The sequence below is a fragment of the Massilimicrobiota sp. An80 genome, from assembly GCF_002159255.1.
Taxonomy (GTDB): domain Bacteria; phylum Bacillota_I; class Bacilli_A; order Erysipelotrichales; family Coprobacillaceae; genus Allocoprobacillus; species Allocoprobacillus merdigallinarum.
Genome location: NZ_NFHI01000002.1, coordinates 85,204 through 102,271, shown reverse-complemented (window position 1 = coordinate 102,271; position 17,068 = coordinate 85,204). Strand labels below are relative to the sequence as shown.

At 34.5% G+C, this 17,068-nt stretch carries 23 protein-coding genes; 22 read left to right on the top strand and 1 reads right to left on the bottom strand.

From position 1 onward, the window contains the following. From B5G32_RS01255 to B5G32_RS01235, 5 genes are all read left to right on the top strand, one after another. Entirely contained in the window at nucleotides 1–378 is a 378-nt protein-coding gene (locus B5G32_RS01255; protein WP_087244374.1) for a hypothetical protein, read from the top strand. Beyond that, on the top strand, nucleotides 359–796 hold the full coding sequence (locus B5G32_RS01250; protein ID WP_087244375.1) for a protein-export chaperone SecB: 438 nt from the start codon (nucleotides 359–361) through the stop codon (nucleotides 794–796). The genes B5G32_RS01255 and B5G32_RS01250 overlap by 20 nt, the downstream gene beginning before the upstream one ends. A 353-nt stretch (nucleotides 797–1,149) precedes the next feature. After that, nucleotides 1,150–1,560 carry a DUF6941 family protein gene (locus B5G32_RS01245; RefSeq protein WP_087935573.1) on the top strand — a complete coding sequence of 137 codons (411 nt, stop codon included), beginning with the start codon at nucleotides 1,150–1,152 and terminating at the stop codon, nucleotides 1,558–1,560. Continuing rightward, a complete protein-coding gene (locus B5G32_RS01240) occupies nucleotides 1,541–2,143 on the top strand; it encodes a hypothetical protein (RefSeq protein ID WP_087935572.1) in 603 nt (200 codons plus the stop codon). The genes B5G32_RS01245 and B5G32_RS01240 overlap by 20 nt, the downstream gene beginning before the upstream one ends. Beyond that, a complete protein-coding gene (locus B5G32_RS01235; RefSeq protein WP_087935571.1) occupies nucleotides 2,133–2,519 on the top strand; it encodes a hypothetical protein in 387 nt (128 codons plus the stop codon). Before B5G32_RS01240 ends, B5G32_RS01235 begins: the two co-directional genes overlap by 11 nt. 114 nt (nucleotides 2,520–2,633) lie before the next feature. Here B5G32_RS01235 and B5G32_RS14250 read toward each other — a convergent pair whose 3' ends face one another. Next, nucleotides 2,634–2,756 carry a hypothetical protein gene (locus B5G32_RS14250; RefSeq protein ID WP_255374725.1) on the bottom strand — a complete coding sequence of 41 codons (123 nt, stop codon included), beginning with the start codon at nucleotides 2,754–2,756 and terminating at the stop codon, nucleotides 2,634–2,636. Between the two features lie 95 nt (nucleotides 2,757–2,851). On the opposite strand from B5G32_RS14250, the gene B5G32_RS01230 reads away from it, so the two are divergent. The 17 genes from B5G32_RS01230 (at nucleotide 2,852) to B5G32_RS01150 (ending at nucleotide 17,066) form a co-directional block, all read left to right on the top strand. Continuing rightward, complete coding sequence (locus B5G32_RS01230; RefSeq protein WP_087935570.1) at nucleotides 2,852–3,181, top strand: hypothetical protein; 330 nt, start codon at nucleotides 2,852–2,854, stop codon at nucleotides 3,179–3,181. Between the two features lie 35 nt (nucleotides 3,182–3,216). Further along, on the top strand, nucleotides 3,217–3,897 hold the full coding sequence (gene terS, locus B5G32_RS01225; RefSeq protein WP_087935569.1) for a phage terminase small subunit: 681 nt from the start codon (nucleotides 3,217–3,219) through the stop codon (nucleotides 3,895–3,897). Continuing rightward, nucleotides 3,878–5,203 (top strand): PBSX family phage terminase large subunit, encoded by a 1,326-nt coding sequence (locus tag B5G32_RS01220; RefSeq protein WP_087935568.1) that lies wholly within the window; start codon nucleotides 3,878–3,880, stop codon nucleotides 5,201–5,203. The genes terS and B5G32_RS01220 overlap by 20 nt, the downstream gene beginning before the upstream one ends. A 13-nt stretch (nucleotides 5,204–5,216) precedes the next feature. Then, nucleotides 5,217–6,584, top strand: coding sequence for a phage portal protein (locus B5G32_RS01215; protein ID WP_087935567.1), 1,368 nt, complete (start codon nucleotides 5,217–5,219; stop codon nucleotides 6,582–6,584). Beyond that, a complete protein-coding gene (locus B5G32_RS01210) occupies nucleotides 6,581–7,789 on the top strand; it encodes a phage minor capsid protein (protein WP_087935566.1) in 1,209 nt (402 codons plus the stop codon). The genes B5G32_RS01215 and B5G32_RS01210 overlap by 4 nt, the downstream gene beginning before the upstream one ends. Before the next feature lie 162 nt (nucleotides 7,790–7,951). Beyond that, nucleotides 7,952–8,542 carry a phage scaffolding protein gene (locus tag B5G32_RS01205; RefSeq protein WP_087935565.1) on the top strand — a complete coding sequence of 197 codons (591 nt, stop codon included), beginning with the start codon at nucleotides 7,952–7,954 and terminating at the stop codon, nucleotides 8,540–8,542. Nucleotides 8,543–8,559: 17 nt separating this feature from the next. Beyond that, a complete protein-coding gene (locus tag B5G32_RS01200; RefSeq protein WP_087935564.1) occupies nucleotides 8,560–9,663 on the top strand; it encodes a major capsid protein in 1,104 nt (367 codons plus the stop codon). 1 nt (nucleotide 9,664) lies between these two features. Continuing rightward, nucleotides 9,665–10,054: a head-tail connector protein gene (locus tag B5G32_RS01195; protein ID WP_087935563.1), complete on the top strand. Its 390-nt coding sequence runs from the start codon at nucleotides 9,665–9,667 to the stop codon at nucleotides 10,052–10,054. After that, on the top strand, nucleotides 10,030–10,392 hold the full coding sequence (locus tag B5G32_RS01190; protein WP_087935562.1) for a DUF6751 family protein: 363 nt from the start codon (nucleotides 10,030–10,032) through the stop codon (nucleotides 10,390–10,392). Before B5G32_RS01195 ends, B5G32_RS01190 begins: the two co-directional genes overlap by 25 nt. A 1-nt stretch (nucleotide 10,393) precedes the next feature. Then, a complete protein-coding gene (locus B5G32_RS01185) occupies nucleotides 10,394–10,831 on the top strand; it encodes a minor capsid protein (RefSeq protein ID WP_087935561.1) in 438 nt (145 codons plus the stop codon). Beyond that, complete coding sequence (locus tag B5G32_RS01180) at nucleotides 10,818–11,249, top strand: hypothetical protein (protein WP_087935560.1); 432 nt, start codon at nucleotides 10,818–10,820, stop codon at nucleotides 11,247–11,249. Before B5G32_RS01185 ends, B5G32_RS01180 begins: the two co-directional genes overlap by 14 nt. Beyond that, nucleotides 11,250–11,762, top strand: a complete 513-nt coding sequence (locus B5G32_RS01175) for a hypothetical protein (protein ID WP_087935559.1) — start codon at nucleotides 11,250–11,252, stop codon at nucleotides 11,760–11,762. A gap of 21 nt (nucleotides 11,763–11,783) precedes the next feature. Further along, complete coding sequence (locus tag B5G32_RS01170; RefSeq protein ID WP_087935558.1) at nucleotides 11,784–12,173, top strand: DUF6673 family protein; 390 nt, start codon at nucleotides 11,784–11,786, stop codon at nucleotides 12,171–12,173. Next, nucleotides 12,170–12,742 carry a Gp15 family bacteriophage protein gene (locus B5G32_RS01165; RefSeq protein WP_087935557.1) on the top strand — a complete coding sequence of 191 codons (573 nt, stop codon included), beginning with the start codon at nucleotides 12,170–12,172 and terminating at the stop codon, nucleotides 12,740–12,742. The genes B5G32_RS01170 and B5G32_RS01165 overlap by 4 nt, the downstream gene beginning before the upstream one ends. 207 nt (nucleotides 12,743–12,949) lie before the next feature. Beyond that, nucleotides 12,950–15,274 carry a phage tail tape measure protein gene (locus tag B5G32_RS01160; protein ID WP_087935556.1) on the top strand — a complete coding sequence of 775 codons (2,325 nt, stop codon included), beginning with the start codon at nucleotides 12,950–12,952 and terminating at the stop codon, nucleotides 15,272–15,274. After that, nucleotides 15,274–16,092 carry a hypothetical protein gene (locus tag B5G32_RS01155; protein WP_087935555.1) on the top strand — a complete coding sequence of 273 codons (819 nt, stop codon included), beginning with the start codon at nucleotides 15,274–15,276 and terminating at the stop codon, nucleotides 16,090–16,092. Before B5G32_RS01160 ends, B5G32_RS01155 begins: the two co-directional genes overlap by 1 nt. Continuing rightward, nucleotides 16,062–17,066 (top strand): Gp37-like protein, encoded by a 1,005-nt coding sequence (locus tag B5G32_RS01150; RefSeq protein WP_087935554.1) that lies wholly within the window; start codon nucleotides 16,062–16,064, stop codon nucleotides 17,064–17,066. Before B5G32_RS01155 ends, B5G32_RS01150 begins: the two co-directional genes overlap by 31 nt. Nucleotides 17,067–17,068: the final 2 nt, after the last annotated feature.

Genomic DNA, 17,068 nt, shown 5'->3' with positions numbered 1-17,068 from the left:
ATGTATTCAATTAGAAAGGGCATTATCTTTGATAATTTAGATCCTGAGTTGCAGGAAAGTTTACGAAATTTAGGATTTCATGAAGGAGATAATCTTAGTGAAATATTTCAGGGCTTTCTAGATAAAAGAGAAATAACATTAGATGATTATATTTCTAAGTTTTATTATTTGGACATGGATTGCAGTATTAGTAGATCATTTAAGCTTAGTACAACTGCTATGACTTTAAATAAAGATGCTAAAATTGTGAGCTTTTTGCATACAAAAACGTTGTTAAAGGATCAAGAAAAAATTAAAGTGAAAGAAAAAAATATTTTTGGAAGATTAATCTCTAATAACAAATTTGGAGGTATAGAAAATGTCAGATTTAGTGTTTAAAGGTTTTCAAATAAAAAAAATTGATTTTCAATTTATAGATGAAGGAAAAGATAATGCAAGTATAGGATATAAAATAGAAAAAATATCTGATTACTCTTATGAATTATTTTTAGAACTTGAATTTATTGATAGTGATAGAAATGATGAAAAAATATTAAAATTATGTGTTCAAATTTCAGGATTATTTGATTTTGTGGGAGATGATAGAGAGAATTTAGAAATTGAGCAAATTGAAGAAATTGTTAAAATTAATGGTTCTGCTATCTTGTTTCCATATATAAGAGCTTTAATACAAAATATTACATCATATGATACATCAAGAGAGATTATTATGTTACCTGCAATAAATATAACTGAGGTTATTAGAGAAATAGATAAAAACAATCAGATGCACAGTAAAGAAGACAAAATAGATTAATTTTTTATTCTTTGTTAATGCTATATTATGTAAATATGAATTATGATATTATTATAATGTCAGGAATTGGCAAAGATGGATGAACATTTCCCCGATAATTTGAATATCCCTTGTGAAAGAGCACGTAAGTGTTCTTTTTCTTTTATGGCGACATCACACATCCTCAATATAATTTATAATAATAAGCCAGCTAGACATAGAGTTCATTTTGAAATCCCCTTTAAACATACATTTTTTCTGATTGTGGTGTCGCTTTAAAAGAGAAAAATCAAAAAATATATTAATAAATTAAGGATTTGTTGCACAAAATTGCCATTTTTGATATATAATATATATGCAAAGGGGAAATGATTATGAAAGAAATGAAAATTCAATCTTTTGTTTATTGTGAAGATATTCAAAATGATCCACAAGGTAAAACAGTAATAGTTGGTCCTTTACAAATGATCATAACTAAATATATACCGACTGATTATTCGTTTAACATTTCATTTGGAATTTTTAATGTGCCTAAAGATGGTTTTTCAATCAATACAGAATTCTACAATCCTAAAGGAGAAAAAATATCTGAGAATGTATTGACTGCACCACAATTCCCAGAAGAAAAAATAAATTTTCCAGATTTACCATTAGGAGTTCAAATTAATATTGGATTTAGAAATATTTCATTTGAAATTCAGGGGGAATATAAAACTGTGATTAAAATAAACGGTCAAGAATGTGGTACTTATCCTATAGAGGTGTATGGTGCTAAATCAGTATAAATATAGTTCTGTTAGTAAAAGTAAAACTAATTCTACTGGCTATGTATTAACTAGTTTTTTGATTATAGGAACTAGTATGATTTTAGGATTACCACATATAAATTCGAATATCGATAATTTTAAAAATGAAGGTGTTCAAAATTCGTTTTGTATTTTTGAGTCACAGAATAACAGAGATGAACAAAATATTACTCATACAAATTTTTCTATAGATATAGATAAAGAACAAGGTGGTACAATGAGTTTAGAACTTACTGAGAATTTATCCATTTTAAATGATTTTCTTGAACTAGAAGATAATTGGGATGGAGAAGGAGCAAAACAATTCAATAAAGAGTTTATTGATTTTTTATCTCAAATAATTATGAGTTTATCAGTTCAACCAGATATTTTTCCTTTACAAGACGGTAGAGTTGTATTTGAATTTGGAAATGTAAGAAGTAAATATTTAGAATTTTCAATTAATGATGAAAAATATATGGATATTTATAAGAAAACTGAAGATGGGCAACGATATAAATATGTAAATGTTGCTTTTACAGAGAATAGATTTGATCAGGAAGTGAAATGGTTTGACAATTGATTTTGATAATTGTGAAAAATTATATAGAGGAGTAAAAAGAAAACCAAAGTTTATAAAAAAAGATAAAACAATTTCTAGGCACTGTTTTACATATACAGGTAATGGTAGTAATGGATGTTCTGTTTTTAGACAGATGAATAGAGACAATAATGATGCTGTTAAAGATGCATTAGATAAATTAGGAAAATATGCTGATTTTATGGTTTCTATTACTTATGGTTCATGTTCTAATGCGGATATTTATGTTGAGCATACTCCAAGTAAAGGTAGTGAATTTCATTCTGAGTTATTTCAAAATAAAGAAAAAGAAAAATTAAATGATGAACAGTTAGATTACTTAGCCATTAATTGTGAGATTGAAGAAAATTTAGATTAAAAATTTATTTATTTATTTGATTAACCACACACTGCTGTGGTTTTTCTTTGGCTTAAAACAAAAAAAGCTGGTGTTACCTCACCAGCTGTTGCTAAGCTTAATTGGATTAAAAAATTATTTTGGAGTATGTCGTTTATGGGCATCTACATGTGTGCCATCTTTTCGTGTGTAACTTTTAACTTTGACTGTCATTGGTCCACGACGAGGTGGTTTTTCTGTACATTTTCCTTTTGCCATTGTATCACCATCCTTTCCTGGAAGACTGATTAAAAATGGATAAAAAAGCTTAGCTATTATAAGTATATAACATTAAAACAGGAGGAAAAAGTTATATGCGCCATAGCTCAATAAAAATTTTAGGAACTCGTTATAAGTTGCAAGTCAATGATAAAGAACATGATTTTTTATTGCGTGATAGATACGCATATTGTGATCCATCATCTAAAAAAATAGTCATATGTAATTTAGAAAAAGAAGATGATATTGAACAGGAAAATGTAAATGAATTTAAAAATAATTTATTAAGGCATGAGATTATTCATGCTTTTTTAATTGAATCAGGATTGAATGATGCTTGTGATTGGCATTGCGAAGAAATGGTTGATTGGTTAGCGATGCAATTTCCAAAGTTATCATCGTTGTTTGATCAGTTAAATATATAAACTTCAAAACGACAAATAGGAGGTGGTGATATGACTTGAAAGAGAACTGGGAACTTGCCTATGAGGATTATAAGAAAGGCCTCAAGCGAAAGGAAATAGCTGAAAAATACAATGTTTCAATTAATACAGTCAAGTCATGGAAAACTCGCCACTGGAATAAGATGGATAAAAAAGAGGGTGCACCCCCAAAGAAGAAAAGAGGTGCACCCCTAGGCAATAAAAATGCAACTGGTCCTCCAGGTAACAAGCATGCGGAAAAGCATGGCTTTTTTTCTAAATGGCTGCCAGAAGAAACTCAGCAGATTATTGGAGAAATGCCAACAAATGAAATTGATACATTGTGGATGAATATCCAATTGCAATTTGCAGCAATCATTCGTGCTCAAAAGCTCATGTATGTACATGATCAGGAAGATAAGACTATTGAGAAGATTGAAGAAAAGGATGGCAATGTTATTGGTGAACGCTGGGAAGTTCAGCAGGCCTGGGATAAGCAGGCTACTTTTCTATCTGCTCAGAGTCGTGCCATGAAAACTCTAGAAAGCATGATAAAGCAGTATAATGATATGCTTCACAAAAATTGGGATATGGTTACTGAGGAGCAGAAAGAACGTGTTAATCTTATTCGTGCTCAAATTAATGCGGTTAGTGCAAAGACAAACGAAAATGACACTGAAGAAGGAGTTATGATTGTTAATGATTTACCAAGAGGTTAAATTATCAGACATCATCATCCCAAAGTTTCATGCTATATTTAATGATGTTGACCATATGCATCAGATTTTAACATCTGGGCGTGCTGGTACTAAATCTTCATATATGGGAATATTATCTGATTATCTCATTGCAGGAGAGGCAGGCACTGCGGTTGTCATTATGAGAAAGCATCATGTGAAGCTTGAAAAAACTGTATTCAAAGAATGTCTGCGTGCTATGAAAAGACTTAAACTGAATAAAAAGTATTTTAAGATTACAAAAAAGCCCATGCGTATTACCAATATAAAGAACTCAAACACCATTTATTTTACTGGTTCTGACAGTGTGGATGATACAAAAGGTATGATTGATGAAAATAACGCTATAAAGCTTGTTGTCCTTGATGAGCTAACAGAGTTTTTTGACAAGGGTGAAGGCGAAGAAGAGATAAATAACATTGTGGCCACATTCGTCCGTGGTAATGATAAGGATTTTAGAATGCTTTATCTATATAATCCACCCAAGAATCCAAAAGCACCAATTAATGAGTGGTGTCATAAGATGGAACAGAGAACCGACTGTATTCATATACATGTCACATATCAGGACGTTCCTGTGTCATGGCTTGGACAAAAGCTGATTGATGAAGCCAATGCGATGAAACAGGCAGATGAAAAAATGTATAATTGGATTTGGCTTGGAAAATCAGTTGGATTGGATGATCTGATTTATTATATGTTCAATCCAGAGAAGCATGTTGTGGACCCTAAAAAATCAATAGAATATGATTTGTTATTCGTGGGTATAGATGCAGGACATTTGAATGCGACAACTTATGAGGCTTTTGGGTTGGATTTCTATAACAAGAGATTTCAGGGACTATTTGAATATTATCACTCTGGAAGAGATACAGGTGTTCAGAAGAGTCCTAGTGAATATGCCAGTGATTTTCGAGATTTCATTGATTCTATATATGATAAATTTGGTGAAATGCCAGTATATGCATGTATCGATCCATCAGCGGTTGGACTTGCTGAGGAAATCAATCGTGTTTGTCCGGAAGTGATATTTCCCAAGATAGATAATACTGTTGAATTAGGAATAAGCAGAGTTCAAAAGCTGCTTATTTTTTATGTCCTGAAATTAAGCATCTATCAGAAGGAACTTGAAAAAGAAATGTATTTATACAGTTATGATCCGGATTCCATAGATAAAGGAAAAGAAAAACCAATCAAGCAAAACGATCATTGTGAGGATGCAACAAGATATGCTGTCATGGGAGCTTGGGATTATATAGTCAACATGCTTCCAATGTTGAACGATTAAGGGAGGTGAAATAATGATAGCAAGTGATGTAAGAGATTTTCTTGAAAAATTAGGCTATGATGTTCAGACCTCGCTGAATCATAGAGAACACATGCAGTTATGGAGAGAATGGTATCGCGGTAAAGTCGATTCCTTTCATAATTATGTTATCTACAATGGTATAAAGGAAGTTAAGAAGACAAAAAAATCACTGGGAATGGCAAAGAAGAGTTGTGAGGACTGGGCTGATTTGCTTTTGAATGAAAAAGTAAAAATTACAGTCGATGATGCTTATCAGGATATTCTTGATAGCTGTCTTAATGAGAATGACTTTCAAGCGCAGTCAAATGCACTTATTGAGTTAAGCTTTGCATTAGGAACGGGAGCATTTGTTGAATATGCTTCAGCTTCAACACAAAGCGGATGCCAGATTGATTATATTAATGGCAATATGATTTTTCCTTTACGAATAAGAAATGGAAGAATTATAGATGTAGCCTTCGCAAGTCAAATAGGCGATAACAAATATTATGTCAATATCCATGAAAAAGTAGGTAATCAATATAGAATTGAGAATATTATATTTGATGCTGAAAGAGGCGGTAAGTATAGTATTGATGAGATTCCAGAAGATGTACAGAGGGTTATCTATTCACCTGTACCTTTGTTCCAGATCATTAAACCAAACATGGTTAATAATTCGGACATTGATGAGCCTATGGGGATGGCTGTTTTTGCCAATGCACTGGATGAGATGATGGACTGTGATGAGAAATTTGATTCATATTTTAACGAATTTCAGTTAGGGAAGAAAAGACTTTTCCTTGATCCATCAGTTCTTAACGTGATTCCACCTATAAACGATAAAAACGGTCGAGTCCCAGCAACACCGGCATTTGATCCAAATGACACAACATTTTATGCATATCGTGGTGGATCTGATATGAAAGAAAAAATCAAAGAAACAGAATTCAATCTTCGTGTTGACGAGCACAGTCAGGCATTGCAGGACGCATTAAATTTGTTTGCTGATAAGGTTGGATTTGGTTCTGATCATTATGTTTTCAAGGAAGGAAAGGTATACACAAACACTGCTAATATCATTTCAAGCAATTCGAAGATGTTTAGGCGTCTTAGAAAGCATGAACTTATCTTGAAAAAAGCTTTGGAAGATATGGTAAAGGCTGTTCTATATGTTTCCAATGGCATAGTATACAGCAATGATATTCAAGTTGATTTTGATGATTCAATCATTGAAGATAAGGATACAGAAAGAAAACAGGATCAGGCAGATATGGCCAATGGAACACTCCGAAAAGATGAATATCGCGCTAAATGGCGCAACGAAACATTGGAACAGGCTCAAAAGAACTTGCCTGTCGAGGCTGATGCATTGCCATGATATCACCAGAAGATATGGAAACTTATGGATATGGTCATGAAAGTATTTTTCTTGATCTTGAGCAAAGAATTCTTAAAGATATTGTCAGGAGAATTAAAAACACAGGAGTGATAACCAGATCAGCTGATTTTCAGTTAAATCAATTAAAAAAGATTGGATTCAGCGACAAGGATATCAAAGAAATGCTAACAGAAACTCTGAAGTCATCTAATGAGTATATTGATAAATTATATACTGAAGCTATAAAAACAGATTACATTGATAATAAATCACTGTATGAAGCAACGGGAACAGATTTTATTCCATTTGAAAAAAACACACTGCTTCAAAACAACATTAAGGCTTTAAAAAAGATGACCAATGATGAAATGAAAAATTTATCACGTTCTTTAGGTTTTGTTGTTTTGGAAGATGGTGAAACGAAAGCAGTTAAATTAACTAAATATTTTCAAGACATCTTAGATAGAGTTGTTATTGATATTACTGCTGGAGCTTTTGATTACAATACGACATTAAGAAAGGCAATCAATGAAATGACAAAATCTGGGATAAGATGGATTAATTATGAATCAGGGTACCATAACAGGATAACTGTTGCAGCTAGAAGAGCTGTCATGTCTTCTATTGCCCAAATGTCAAGGACAGTTTCTGAGGATACTGCAAGAAAAATTGGAACAAATGATTATGAGGTATCAGCTCATGCCAATCCTAGACCTACACATGCATTGTGGCAAGGGCTTGTATTTACTAGACAGGAACTTGTTTCTATTTGTGGATTAGGCACTGTTACAGGATTGGGTGGAGCAAATTGTTACCATACTTATTATCCGTTTGTAAAAGGAATATCAGTGAGAGCATATACTGATGAAGAGCTTGAGGAGATGGCCAATAGCACTCCAAAAGAATGGAATGGCAAGGAATATACAGGCTATGAAGCAAAGCAAAGAATGAGGCAAATAGAATCCAACATGCGAATGTATCGTGAAAGAATAGCATTGCTAAAAGAAGGAGATGGCAATGAATTAGATATCATGAATGCTCAGATACAATATAGATCATGCATGGATGAATATGTTCGATTTAGCAAAGCGATGGGTATGAAGCAACAAAAAGAACGTATCTATATGGATGGTTTAGGTAAAGTTGGAGCATCAGGTATCAGCACATCAGATCTGATTAAAAAAAGAGACCTTATCAAAGAATGATTGATATTTTATTAAAATTTATAGAGCACAGCGTAAAGCAGGTGCTTTTTATTTTGTCCTGGAGCATGACGTTTAAAAGGCTTGTGTCTCGATGGCAAGAGATATAAAACAGCCAACCTAAACCGGAGAGAACCGGATATAAAAAACACAGGAGGAAAGAAAATGGAATGGTTAAAAGAATTTTTAGGTGATGAATTGTATTCTCAGGTTGAAGCGAAACTAAAAGGCAATGATAAAGTAAAGTTGGCCAATCTGGCAAGTGGAGAATATGTTTCAAAATCGAAGTTTGATGACAAAGAAAAAGAACTTGCTACTGCAAATGATACAATTAAACAATTGAAAGAAACAGCAGAGAAGTTCGATGGTTCAGATATCGAAAAGCTAAGAGAAGAATTAAAAAACACTCAAACTAAGCATGATGCTGAAACCAGACAATTGAAAGAAGACATGAAAAAGCGTGATGCTGTGGATGCTTGGCTCGATGCGCATCCAACAAAGCATAGAGCATTGATGCGTTCACAATTTGATTATTCAAAATTAACAGTTGGTGAAGATGGGAAGATTTCTGGAATTGAAGAAATCGGTAAATCATTGACTGAAAGCTATTCTGACATGTTCGTAAGCAATGACGAAGGGGATGATACCCAATCAAATCCTAAAGATGGTGGTATTGACCATGGAAAATCACCACAAGAAAAGGATCCTGGAAAAATGAGCATGGAAGAATATAGAGCGTGGCGTGAAAAACAATAGACAAGGAGGAATGAAAAATGCCAAATAAAATTTTAACACCAGAAATTATTGCTAGAGAAGCCTTAATGGTATTGCAAAACAATTTAATTATGGCCAACTTAGTACATAGAGATTATGATTCAGAATTTGTTGCAGGAGTTGGTGATACTATTACTATTCGTAAGCCAGCTAAATTTGTGGCACATAACTTTACAGGGAACATTGTAGTTCAGGATGCGGTCGAAGGAAAAGAAAGTGTCAAATTAGACCACTTCAGAGATGTTTCGTTCAAGGTGACTTCTAAGGAATTAACATTGGATATCAAGAATTTCTCAGAACAGTTCCTTCAGCCAGCGTTAATGGCAATTGCACAATCAATTGATGAGGACATTCTAAATGTCGTAGCAGGAGTCAACAATGCCGTAACAGCAACTGCCAATCCAACAAATTTAAAAGATATTGCAGACATTTCGAAGATGCTTGACATCAACAAGGCACCTATGTCTATGCGTAGACTTGTGTTGAACCCAGAACACAAATATCGTTATGCGTTGACGGACAACCTTTCTAAAGTGTCTTATGCAGGAACAGGAGATACTTTAAGAAATGCTGAACTTGGTAAGGTTTATTCATTGGATACTTACATGGATCAGAATGCTCCATATTCATTTGCTACTACTCCAGGAACAATGACAACTTGTAAGGTTACTGGGAATGTCAATGAAAAGAAATTACAGATTACTGATGCAAAAGCAGCTACAGGGACATTGAAAATCGGTGATGGTTTAATCATTGATGGACGTATGTATCGTATTATGAAAGATGCAACAGCGGCTTCAGGAGCAGCTACTGATGTAGAGATTGATATGCCATTGCATATTCAAATCGATGAAGCTACAGATGCGTATATTGTTACAAAGCATCATTCTCTTGCATTCCACAGAAATGCGATAGCTCTTGTTACAAGAACATTGGCATTGCCTATGGGAAATAAACAGGCAGCAGTTGTACAGGACAATGGACTTGGTGTCAGAGTTGTCTATGACTATGATACAAACACTAAAACAGATTATGTATCATTGGATGTTCTTTATGGAATTAAGTTGTTATATCCTGAATTAGCAGTCAAATTGGTTGGCTAATATGAAAGCAGTTGATTTCAACTATTACCGAGAAGAATACTATGGTGATAGTATTCCACAGGAAGAATTCAAGAAATACGAAAAGAAGGCCAGAGCACATGTTTCTGGTCTTACTTTTGGAAAGATTGATGTCATGGACGTTGATGAGGATGAAAAAGTAAAAGACTGTATATGTGCTATCGCTGATATTATTTATAAAAATGATGCCATCCCATCAGCAAAATATGGTATATCAAGTGAATCCACTGACGGGCACTCAGTTTCATATGGTAAAGCAAAGACCAAAGAGGAATTAAGTGATGAGATTTTATCTGCTGTTCAACTTTATCTAGCTGCTACCGGATTGCTCTATGGAGGTGTAGACATATGCTTGACTGCAAAGAATTGGTAACGCATGTGTATAAGAAATATGATTCCACAACAAGACAAAATATTCTCGTTTCAGAAATCATTAAAAATGCGTCGTGGTTCAGAACCCAGCAATCCAGTATAAACAATACTACTGTTGAGGCAAAAGACATTATCAAGGTTAGAATTTCACTCGAGAGTATTGAAAATATACCGGAGATAAGCAAAGGTGACATCATGATCCGCGGAAAGGCTGATATTGATAATCTAAGTTATGGCCAGATAAGAGAAGAATACCTTGATAGTTTTACTGTAGGAACTGTTACCTATAATTTAAATAGCCTTCCTTATTCTAGACATATTCGATGTGAAGGAAATTAGGATGGCTAAAATTGTAGTTGAAACACCTAGAGGAAAGATTATTCAGACAAAATCCAAGAACGGAACTATAGTAGCTGAATTAAAATGGAAGCCAGGATTTGGCAGTGAGTATTCAGCTAAGTACAATCAGGCTCAGTCTTTTGTAGATAGTGAGGTTTTGAGATTGTGTGATCCTCTTACCCCAATGCGAAGCAAGGCTCTTCTTTTATCAGGTACATTAGCAACTGATGTAGGGAGTGGACTGGTTCAGTACAATGCGCCTTATGCAAGATATCATTATTATGGAAAACTGATGGTAGGACCGGCACCAAAGAAACTGACTGAAATAGATTTGACCTATGAAGGTGCCCCACAAAGAGGAGCATTTTGGTTTGAAAGGATGAAAGCGAATGATGCAAAAGCAATTCTAAAAGGAGCTGGTAAGATTGTCGGAAAATAAAATGCGTATCAAGGCCATTCGTGATTATTTCATGAAATGTCCTCATCTAAAGGACGGATGCTTGAATATAGATTATTTGAATCCAGATGAAAAGATTCAGTATTCTATCAATCCGACAGTGACATCCAATCCAATAGTGAAAAGCTATGTTGACGGGTCGACACTTCGACAATATCTCTTTAACTTTTCAAGTTCTGAGATTCGTTCATCAGATGTCATTGATCAGATTGAAGCATCAAATTTCTATGAAAATCTTCAAGAGTGGATAGAAATAAACAACAGCAAGAATATCTTACCTGAATATGAAGGTATCCAGAGCATTGAAGTTCTTGCACCAGGATATATGTTCAATGCTGATTACAAATCAGCAATTTATCAAATACAATGTAGAATTACATACATGAAGGAGGCTTATTAAATGAGTGATACTGTAAAAGAAGAATTAGTCAAAAGATCAAGAAAAGTGGCATTCATGGGTGTTCTTTCTGAAGATACAGAAACATTCACAAGAATGACTAAATTTACAGATTTTTCAAAATCTTCAAATCCAACTGAGTATTCTCGTCAATATGTTGATGAAGATGGAGAGGTCACAGATGTAACAGGTTATTCGCCGGAAATTTCATATGCATTTGATTACTATACAAATAATGCAGTTCATGGAGATATTATTGATATTACGGATAATGAAAAAACAGGTGATGAAGCTGTTAGAAATATCATCATCGTTGATTTCACTAAACCTGTGGAATCTCAGGAAAATCAATTCTATGGTAAAAAAAGACCATATGCAATTATTCCAGATTCAGAAGGTGATTCAACAGATGCCTATACATACAGCGGTACATTAAGAAACAAAGGTGCTTTTGAAGAAGTAAAGGTGCAAAGCACTGATGACTGGAAAACATGTACAATTGTTACTGAATCATAAAATAATTAGGAGGATAGAGCCATGAGCCAAGAAAAAAATACAATTTGGAGCATCAATGGTCTTGAACTGGAGATGGACTTGGATGATGCGGAAATATTGGAAAAATACGAAGAAGCTTTTACTGAAATGGATGTTCAGGAAAAAGAATTTCCGAAAGATGGTAAGACATCTGAAATTGTAAGAAGATATTGTGATTTATATTATCGTCTTTTTGAAAATCTTTTTGGTAAAGATAATGCTGATAAGATAGTACAAAAGAAATATCATATGGGACAATGGGAAGAAGTTTATGCATCTTTTCTTAAATTTGCAAGTTTGCAGATGAATGCTATTAATACAAGAAGAAATGCTATCATTCAGCCAACTAAGAATAGAGCAGCACGTCGTTCTAAACAGAAGGCAATGAAATGATTAATCTGCTCACCGATGACCTTCCGAGAACTGTTTCTGTAGATCATAACAGCTATATGATTTATACGGATTTTCGTGATTATATAGAACTCCAACAAATGATTATGGATGGTGTAGATGATTATGTTATCGTTAATTATATCTGTGGTCTGTATATGAATGAGAAGCCCAGCGATTTGAAAAAATGCATTCATGCTATCAATACATTCATGAAAGGTAATGTAGATGGAAGCAAGGATGACTCCCATGATAGCTCATTCAATGGGAAGAAGGCATCAAGATTTGCTTTTTCATACAAATATGACGCGCCTTATATTATAGGAGCTTTTTTAGAGTGTTATGGTATTGATCTCATGACATGTGAATATATGCATTGGTGGAAATTTAATGCGTTATTTGACTCATTGAATGAAAATACAGAACTCAAGAAAAGAATTGCCTATAGAATGATGGATATTTCAAAAATTAAAAATAAAGATGAAAAGAAAAGAATAAGAAGAATTCAAAAGCAGATAGCTATTCCTGTCGTAAATGTTATGAGCGATGAAGATATAGCCAATGCTTTTTAGGAGTTGAGAGATATGGAAAAACCACCATACAAAAGAATTTGGTACGCTTGTCCTTATTGTGGCAAACGTTTATTTATATATGATAATACTGCTCTTGTTAAAGGAGTGTATATCAAATGTAAAGGATGTAATAAGGAAATAAAAGTACAGATTAAAGTGCACTAAGAGAGCCTTGAGCCATGCGTCAAGAAAGTGAGGAAGGAATGCATGGCAAGCAATGTTGATGGTACTTTAAAATTTGATACAAAAATTGATGAGAGTGGATTCAATGATGGAACCCAGAGTATAGGTAACAGTGCTAAAAAAGGCATGTCGATTGTGACTAAGGCTTTTGCTGCTGGTACGGCAGCAATCAGTGCTGGTGGACTTGCAGTCATAAAGATGGGGTCAGACTTTGAAGCACAGATGTCACGCGTCAAGGCTATTTCTGGTGCTACTCAAGAGGACTTTCAAAAACTTAGAGATCAGGCTTTACAATTAGGAGCTGATACATCATTTTCGGCTTCACAGGCAGCTGAAGGGATGGAAAATCTAGCAGCAGCCGGTTTCAGTGTGACTGAAACTATGGAAGCTATGCCTGGTTTGTTGGATTTAGCAGCAGCATCTGGGGAAGATCTTTCAGCATCTTCAGATATTGCAGCTTCAGCCATCAGAGGGTTTGGTCTAAAAGCTTCAGAAGCTGCTCATGTTGCCGATGTTCTTGCGGCAAACGCAAACATGACAAACTCATCTGTTGCTCAAACAGGTGAAGCACTAAAATATATTGCCCCAGTTGCTCGTGCAGCAGGTATTTCATTAGAAGAAACATCGGCTGCTATTGGATTAATGGCTAATGCTGGTATCCAAGGAAGTCAGGCGGGTACAACATTACGTGGAGCTTTATCACGATTATCTAAGCCGACTGATGACATGTGTCAGGTGATGGATCAGTTAGGATTAGAGTTCTATGATAGTGAAGGCAAGATGAAAAGTCTTCATGATCAGATTGAGATGCTTCAAAAAGCAACAAAGGGTATGACTGATGAACAGAGAAATAATGCTCTTGTTACTCTTTATGGTCAGGAATCATTATCTGGTATGCTAGCACTTATTAACGAGGGACCTGATTCATTAGATAAACTCACAAAATCATTCCAGGAATGTGATGGCATAGCCAAGGAAACGGCTGCAACAATGCAGGACAATTTCCAAGGAGCTTTTGAGCAGATGACAGGGTCATTGGAAACACTTGCGATTCGTTTATACGACAGTGTTTCTGAGCCGCTTAAAAACTTAGCTGTTCTAGGAACGGATGCAATCAATCAGCTCACTACTGGATTGCAGACGAATGGTGTTGCTGGAATGGCAATGGCTGGAGCAAATATAGTTGGAAGTTTGATTTCATCATTTTTGACACAAGCGCCGTTGCTTTTGTCTCAAGGAATGACGATGGTTGCTCAGCTGTCACAAGGACTTGTTCAGGGAATACCAAATCTCATTTCAAGTGCCTTGACGATGATACAGACTTTTGCTACTAATCTAGCTAATCAGGCACCTGTAATCATACAAAAAGGATTTGAGATGCTGTCAAATCTCGTTCAGGGGATTTTGAATGCACTCCCAGTCATGATACAGCAATTGCCTCAGATTATTACGACATTTGCTAATATTATCAATGATAATTTCCCAACGATTCTGATGAAGGGTGCTGAATTACTGCTTCAATTTATTAAGGGAATTTTATCTGCAATACCAACTTTGATAGCAAATATTCCACAAATTATTCAAGCTATTATAAGTGTGATTTTGGCTTATAACTGGTTGAACTTAGGAAAACAGATCATTCAATTTTTTGGTAATGGAATTTCGAAAATGGTATCTTTTGTAAGTTCAAAAGCTGGAGGCATTTTTAATACAGTTGTGAACGCTCTTAAAAATCTGCCGCAGACTTTGATGAATCTTGCAAAAAACATGATTTCAAAATTTGGGAAATCTATAACGAATGCAACTGGAACCGTCAAAGGTGCTGTTAAAGGTGTTTTTAATGCCATAATCAATGGGTTTAAATCGTTACCATCTCAAATGGCTTCTATTGGAACCAATTTGGTAAAAGGATTATGGAATGGAATCGGAAATGTAAAAGATTGGATTCTAGGAAAAATCAAGGGATTTGGAAGCTCTATATTAAATGGTATAAAGAGTTTCTTTGGTATAAAATCTCCATCTAAGGTATTTGCAGATGAAGTTGGTAAATTCATGCCAATGGGTATTGAGGTTGGTTTTGCAAATCAATTGCCTAAATCTTTCAATTTAATAGATAAGCAGTTGGGTACAGAATTGAATGATTTGAAGGGTGTTGCAATGGATTATAGTTTTTCTAAACCGGCATCAACCGTTTCAACTAGCACTACTTATAACACATATTCTAATGATGATCCGATTGACTATGAACGTATAGGAAACGAAACAGCAAATGCCATTAAAAAATCAAATTTATCTGTATCTATAAACAGAAGAAAAGTTGGAAGACTGGTAGAGGAGGAAATTAAGTAATGAGTTCATTGTATTATCAAAATTCAAGAAGTGAAATTGTTGATTTTATTAAAGATATACATCTTACCGATATTTCTGAGCTCTATTCCTACTCATATAGTAATTTGTCCGACAATAATGTAATCAAGAAACTTTATCGTGGAATTACCGATTTTAAAATTAAGGGTGATATTTATTCACAAAAATATGATAGTTGTCAGGAAAAATTTGATTATGATGTTATTCATAATGAAAAAGGAAGATTTTACATTGGAGAATACTATATGCAATGCTTCATTACATCAATGGCGCCACAAGATGTATATTTTAAGAAGTTTATTCATAATCACACATTAACAGTCACGACCGATACACCTTACTGGATAAAGGAAACAAGATTCTCTTTTGTTAAGAGCTTGGAAATCAAAATGGAAGGATTTGCATATCCGTTTGAATATCCTTTTACCTATGGAAATGCAACAGGTACATCTTCTTTTACGAATGATTCAATCAAGGATAGCAATTTTAAGATGATCATCTATGGTCCTGTATCCAATCCGTCAATTTCGATTAATGGAAATATCTATACAGTCAGTACAGATATATTAGCTAGCGAGTATCTTGTTATTGAGTCAACGAATAGAAAAGCATACAAGGTTGGAATGAATGGTGAAAAGACAAATGTATTTTCTAAACGTGGACTTGATTTCGATATCTTCACGAAGATTCCTTCAGGAAGAAACACAATTCAATGGTCAGGGGCTTTTGGTTTCGACATGTACATCTATGATGAAAGGAGCAAGCCTAAATGGATTTCATCTATACAGGAAATGATCTAGTCGATATTGACTATCTGGACAGACAGATGGAACTTGATATGGAAATAGGGTCCTATCTTTCATCTTCACGAAACGATTTTGAGTTGACAGTTCCTTATTCAGTATGGAATTCAAAATTCAATGAAGGGTCAATAGTCTATGATAATGATGAAACCAGTGAATATGGTGGAAGAATCCAGGGGATCACCAGTGATACTGCAAATGAAAGTGTCACCCTCTATGGATATACCTGGAGAGGGCTTATATCAAAAAAATATGTCGTGCCACCATCAGGTCAGGCATATTATCAAGCACGTGGTGATGCAAATGATTTCTTAAGAGCAATCTTGGATGATCAGTTTGATGGCTTGATAGTAGGTTCTACTGAACTATGTGGTGTTGAAATCAATCGAGACTTACGATATGTTAATATGCTAGAAGCTATTGAAAAGACTTTAGCTGATGTAGGACTTAAATTAAAGATAACTTTTGATATGCAAAACAAGTGTGCTGTATGTTCAGCTGCTCCAATCGTTAATTACAGCAATGATACAGAATTGAATAATGACTATGGTTACAATCTTGTAGCAAAAGCTATAAAGAATGGATATAACCATGTCATTTGTCTTGGTCAAGGAGAACTGACAGAAAGAACAGTTATCAATCTTTACAGATTGAATAATGGGACTGTTACGCAGGATGAATCCTTGGCCATAGCTGATGGAAATGTCGGCATAAACAGAAGAACAATGCTGTATGATTATTCCTCTGTAGAAAGTGAAGATGAACTTTTGCAGGGTGGAATTGATCAGCTGAATGAGAACCAGGATACCAACACTCTTGAAATCAGCAATGTAGAAAATGTTGACATTGGTGATATAGTCGGTGCAAAGGATAGAATTACAGGCATCTACATGCAGAAGCAGATTATATCAAAGGTTTTAAGTGGATATGTGGATAACATTGATATTGAATACAAAGTGGGTGATAAATAGAA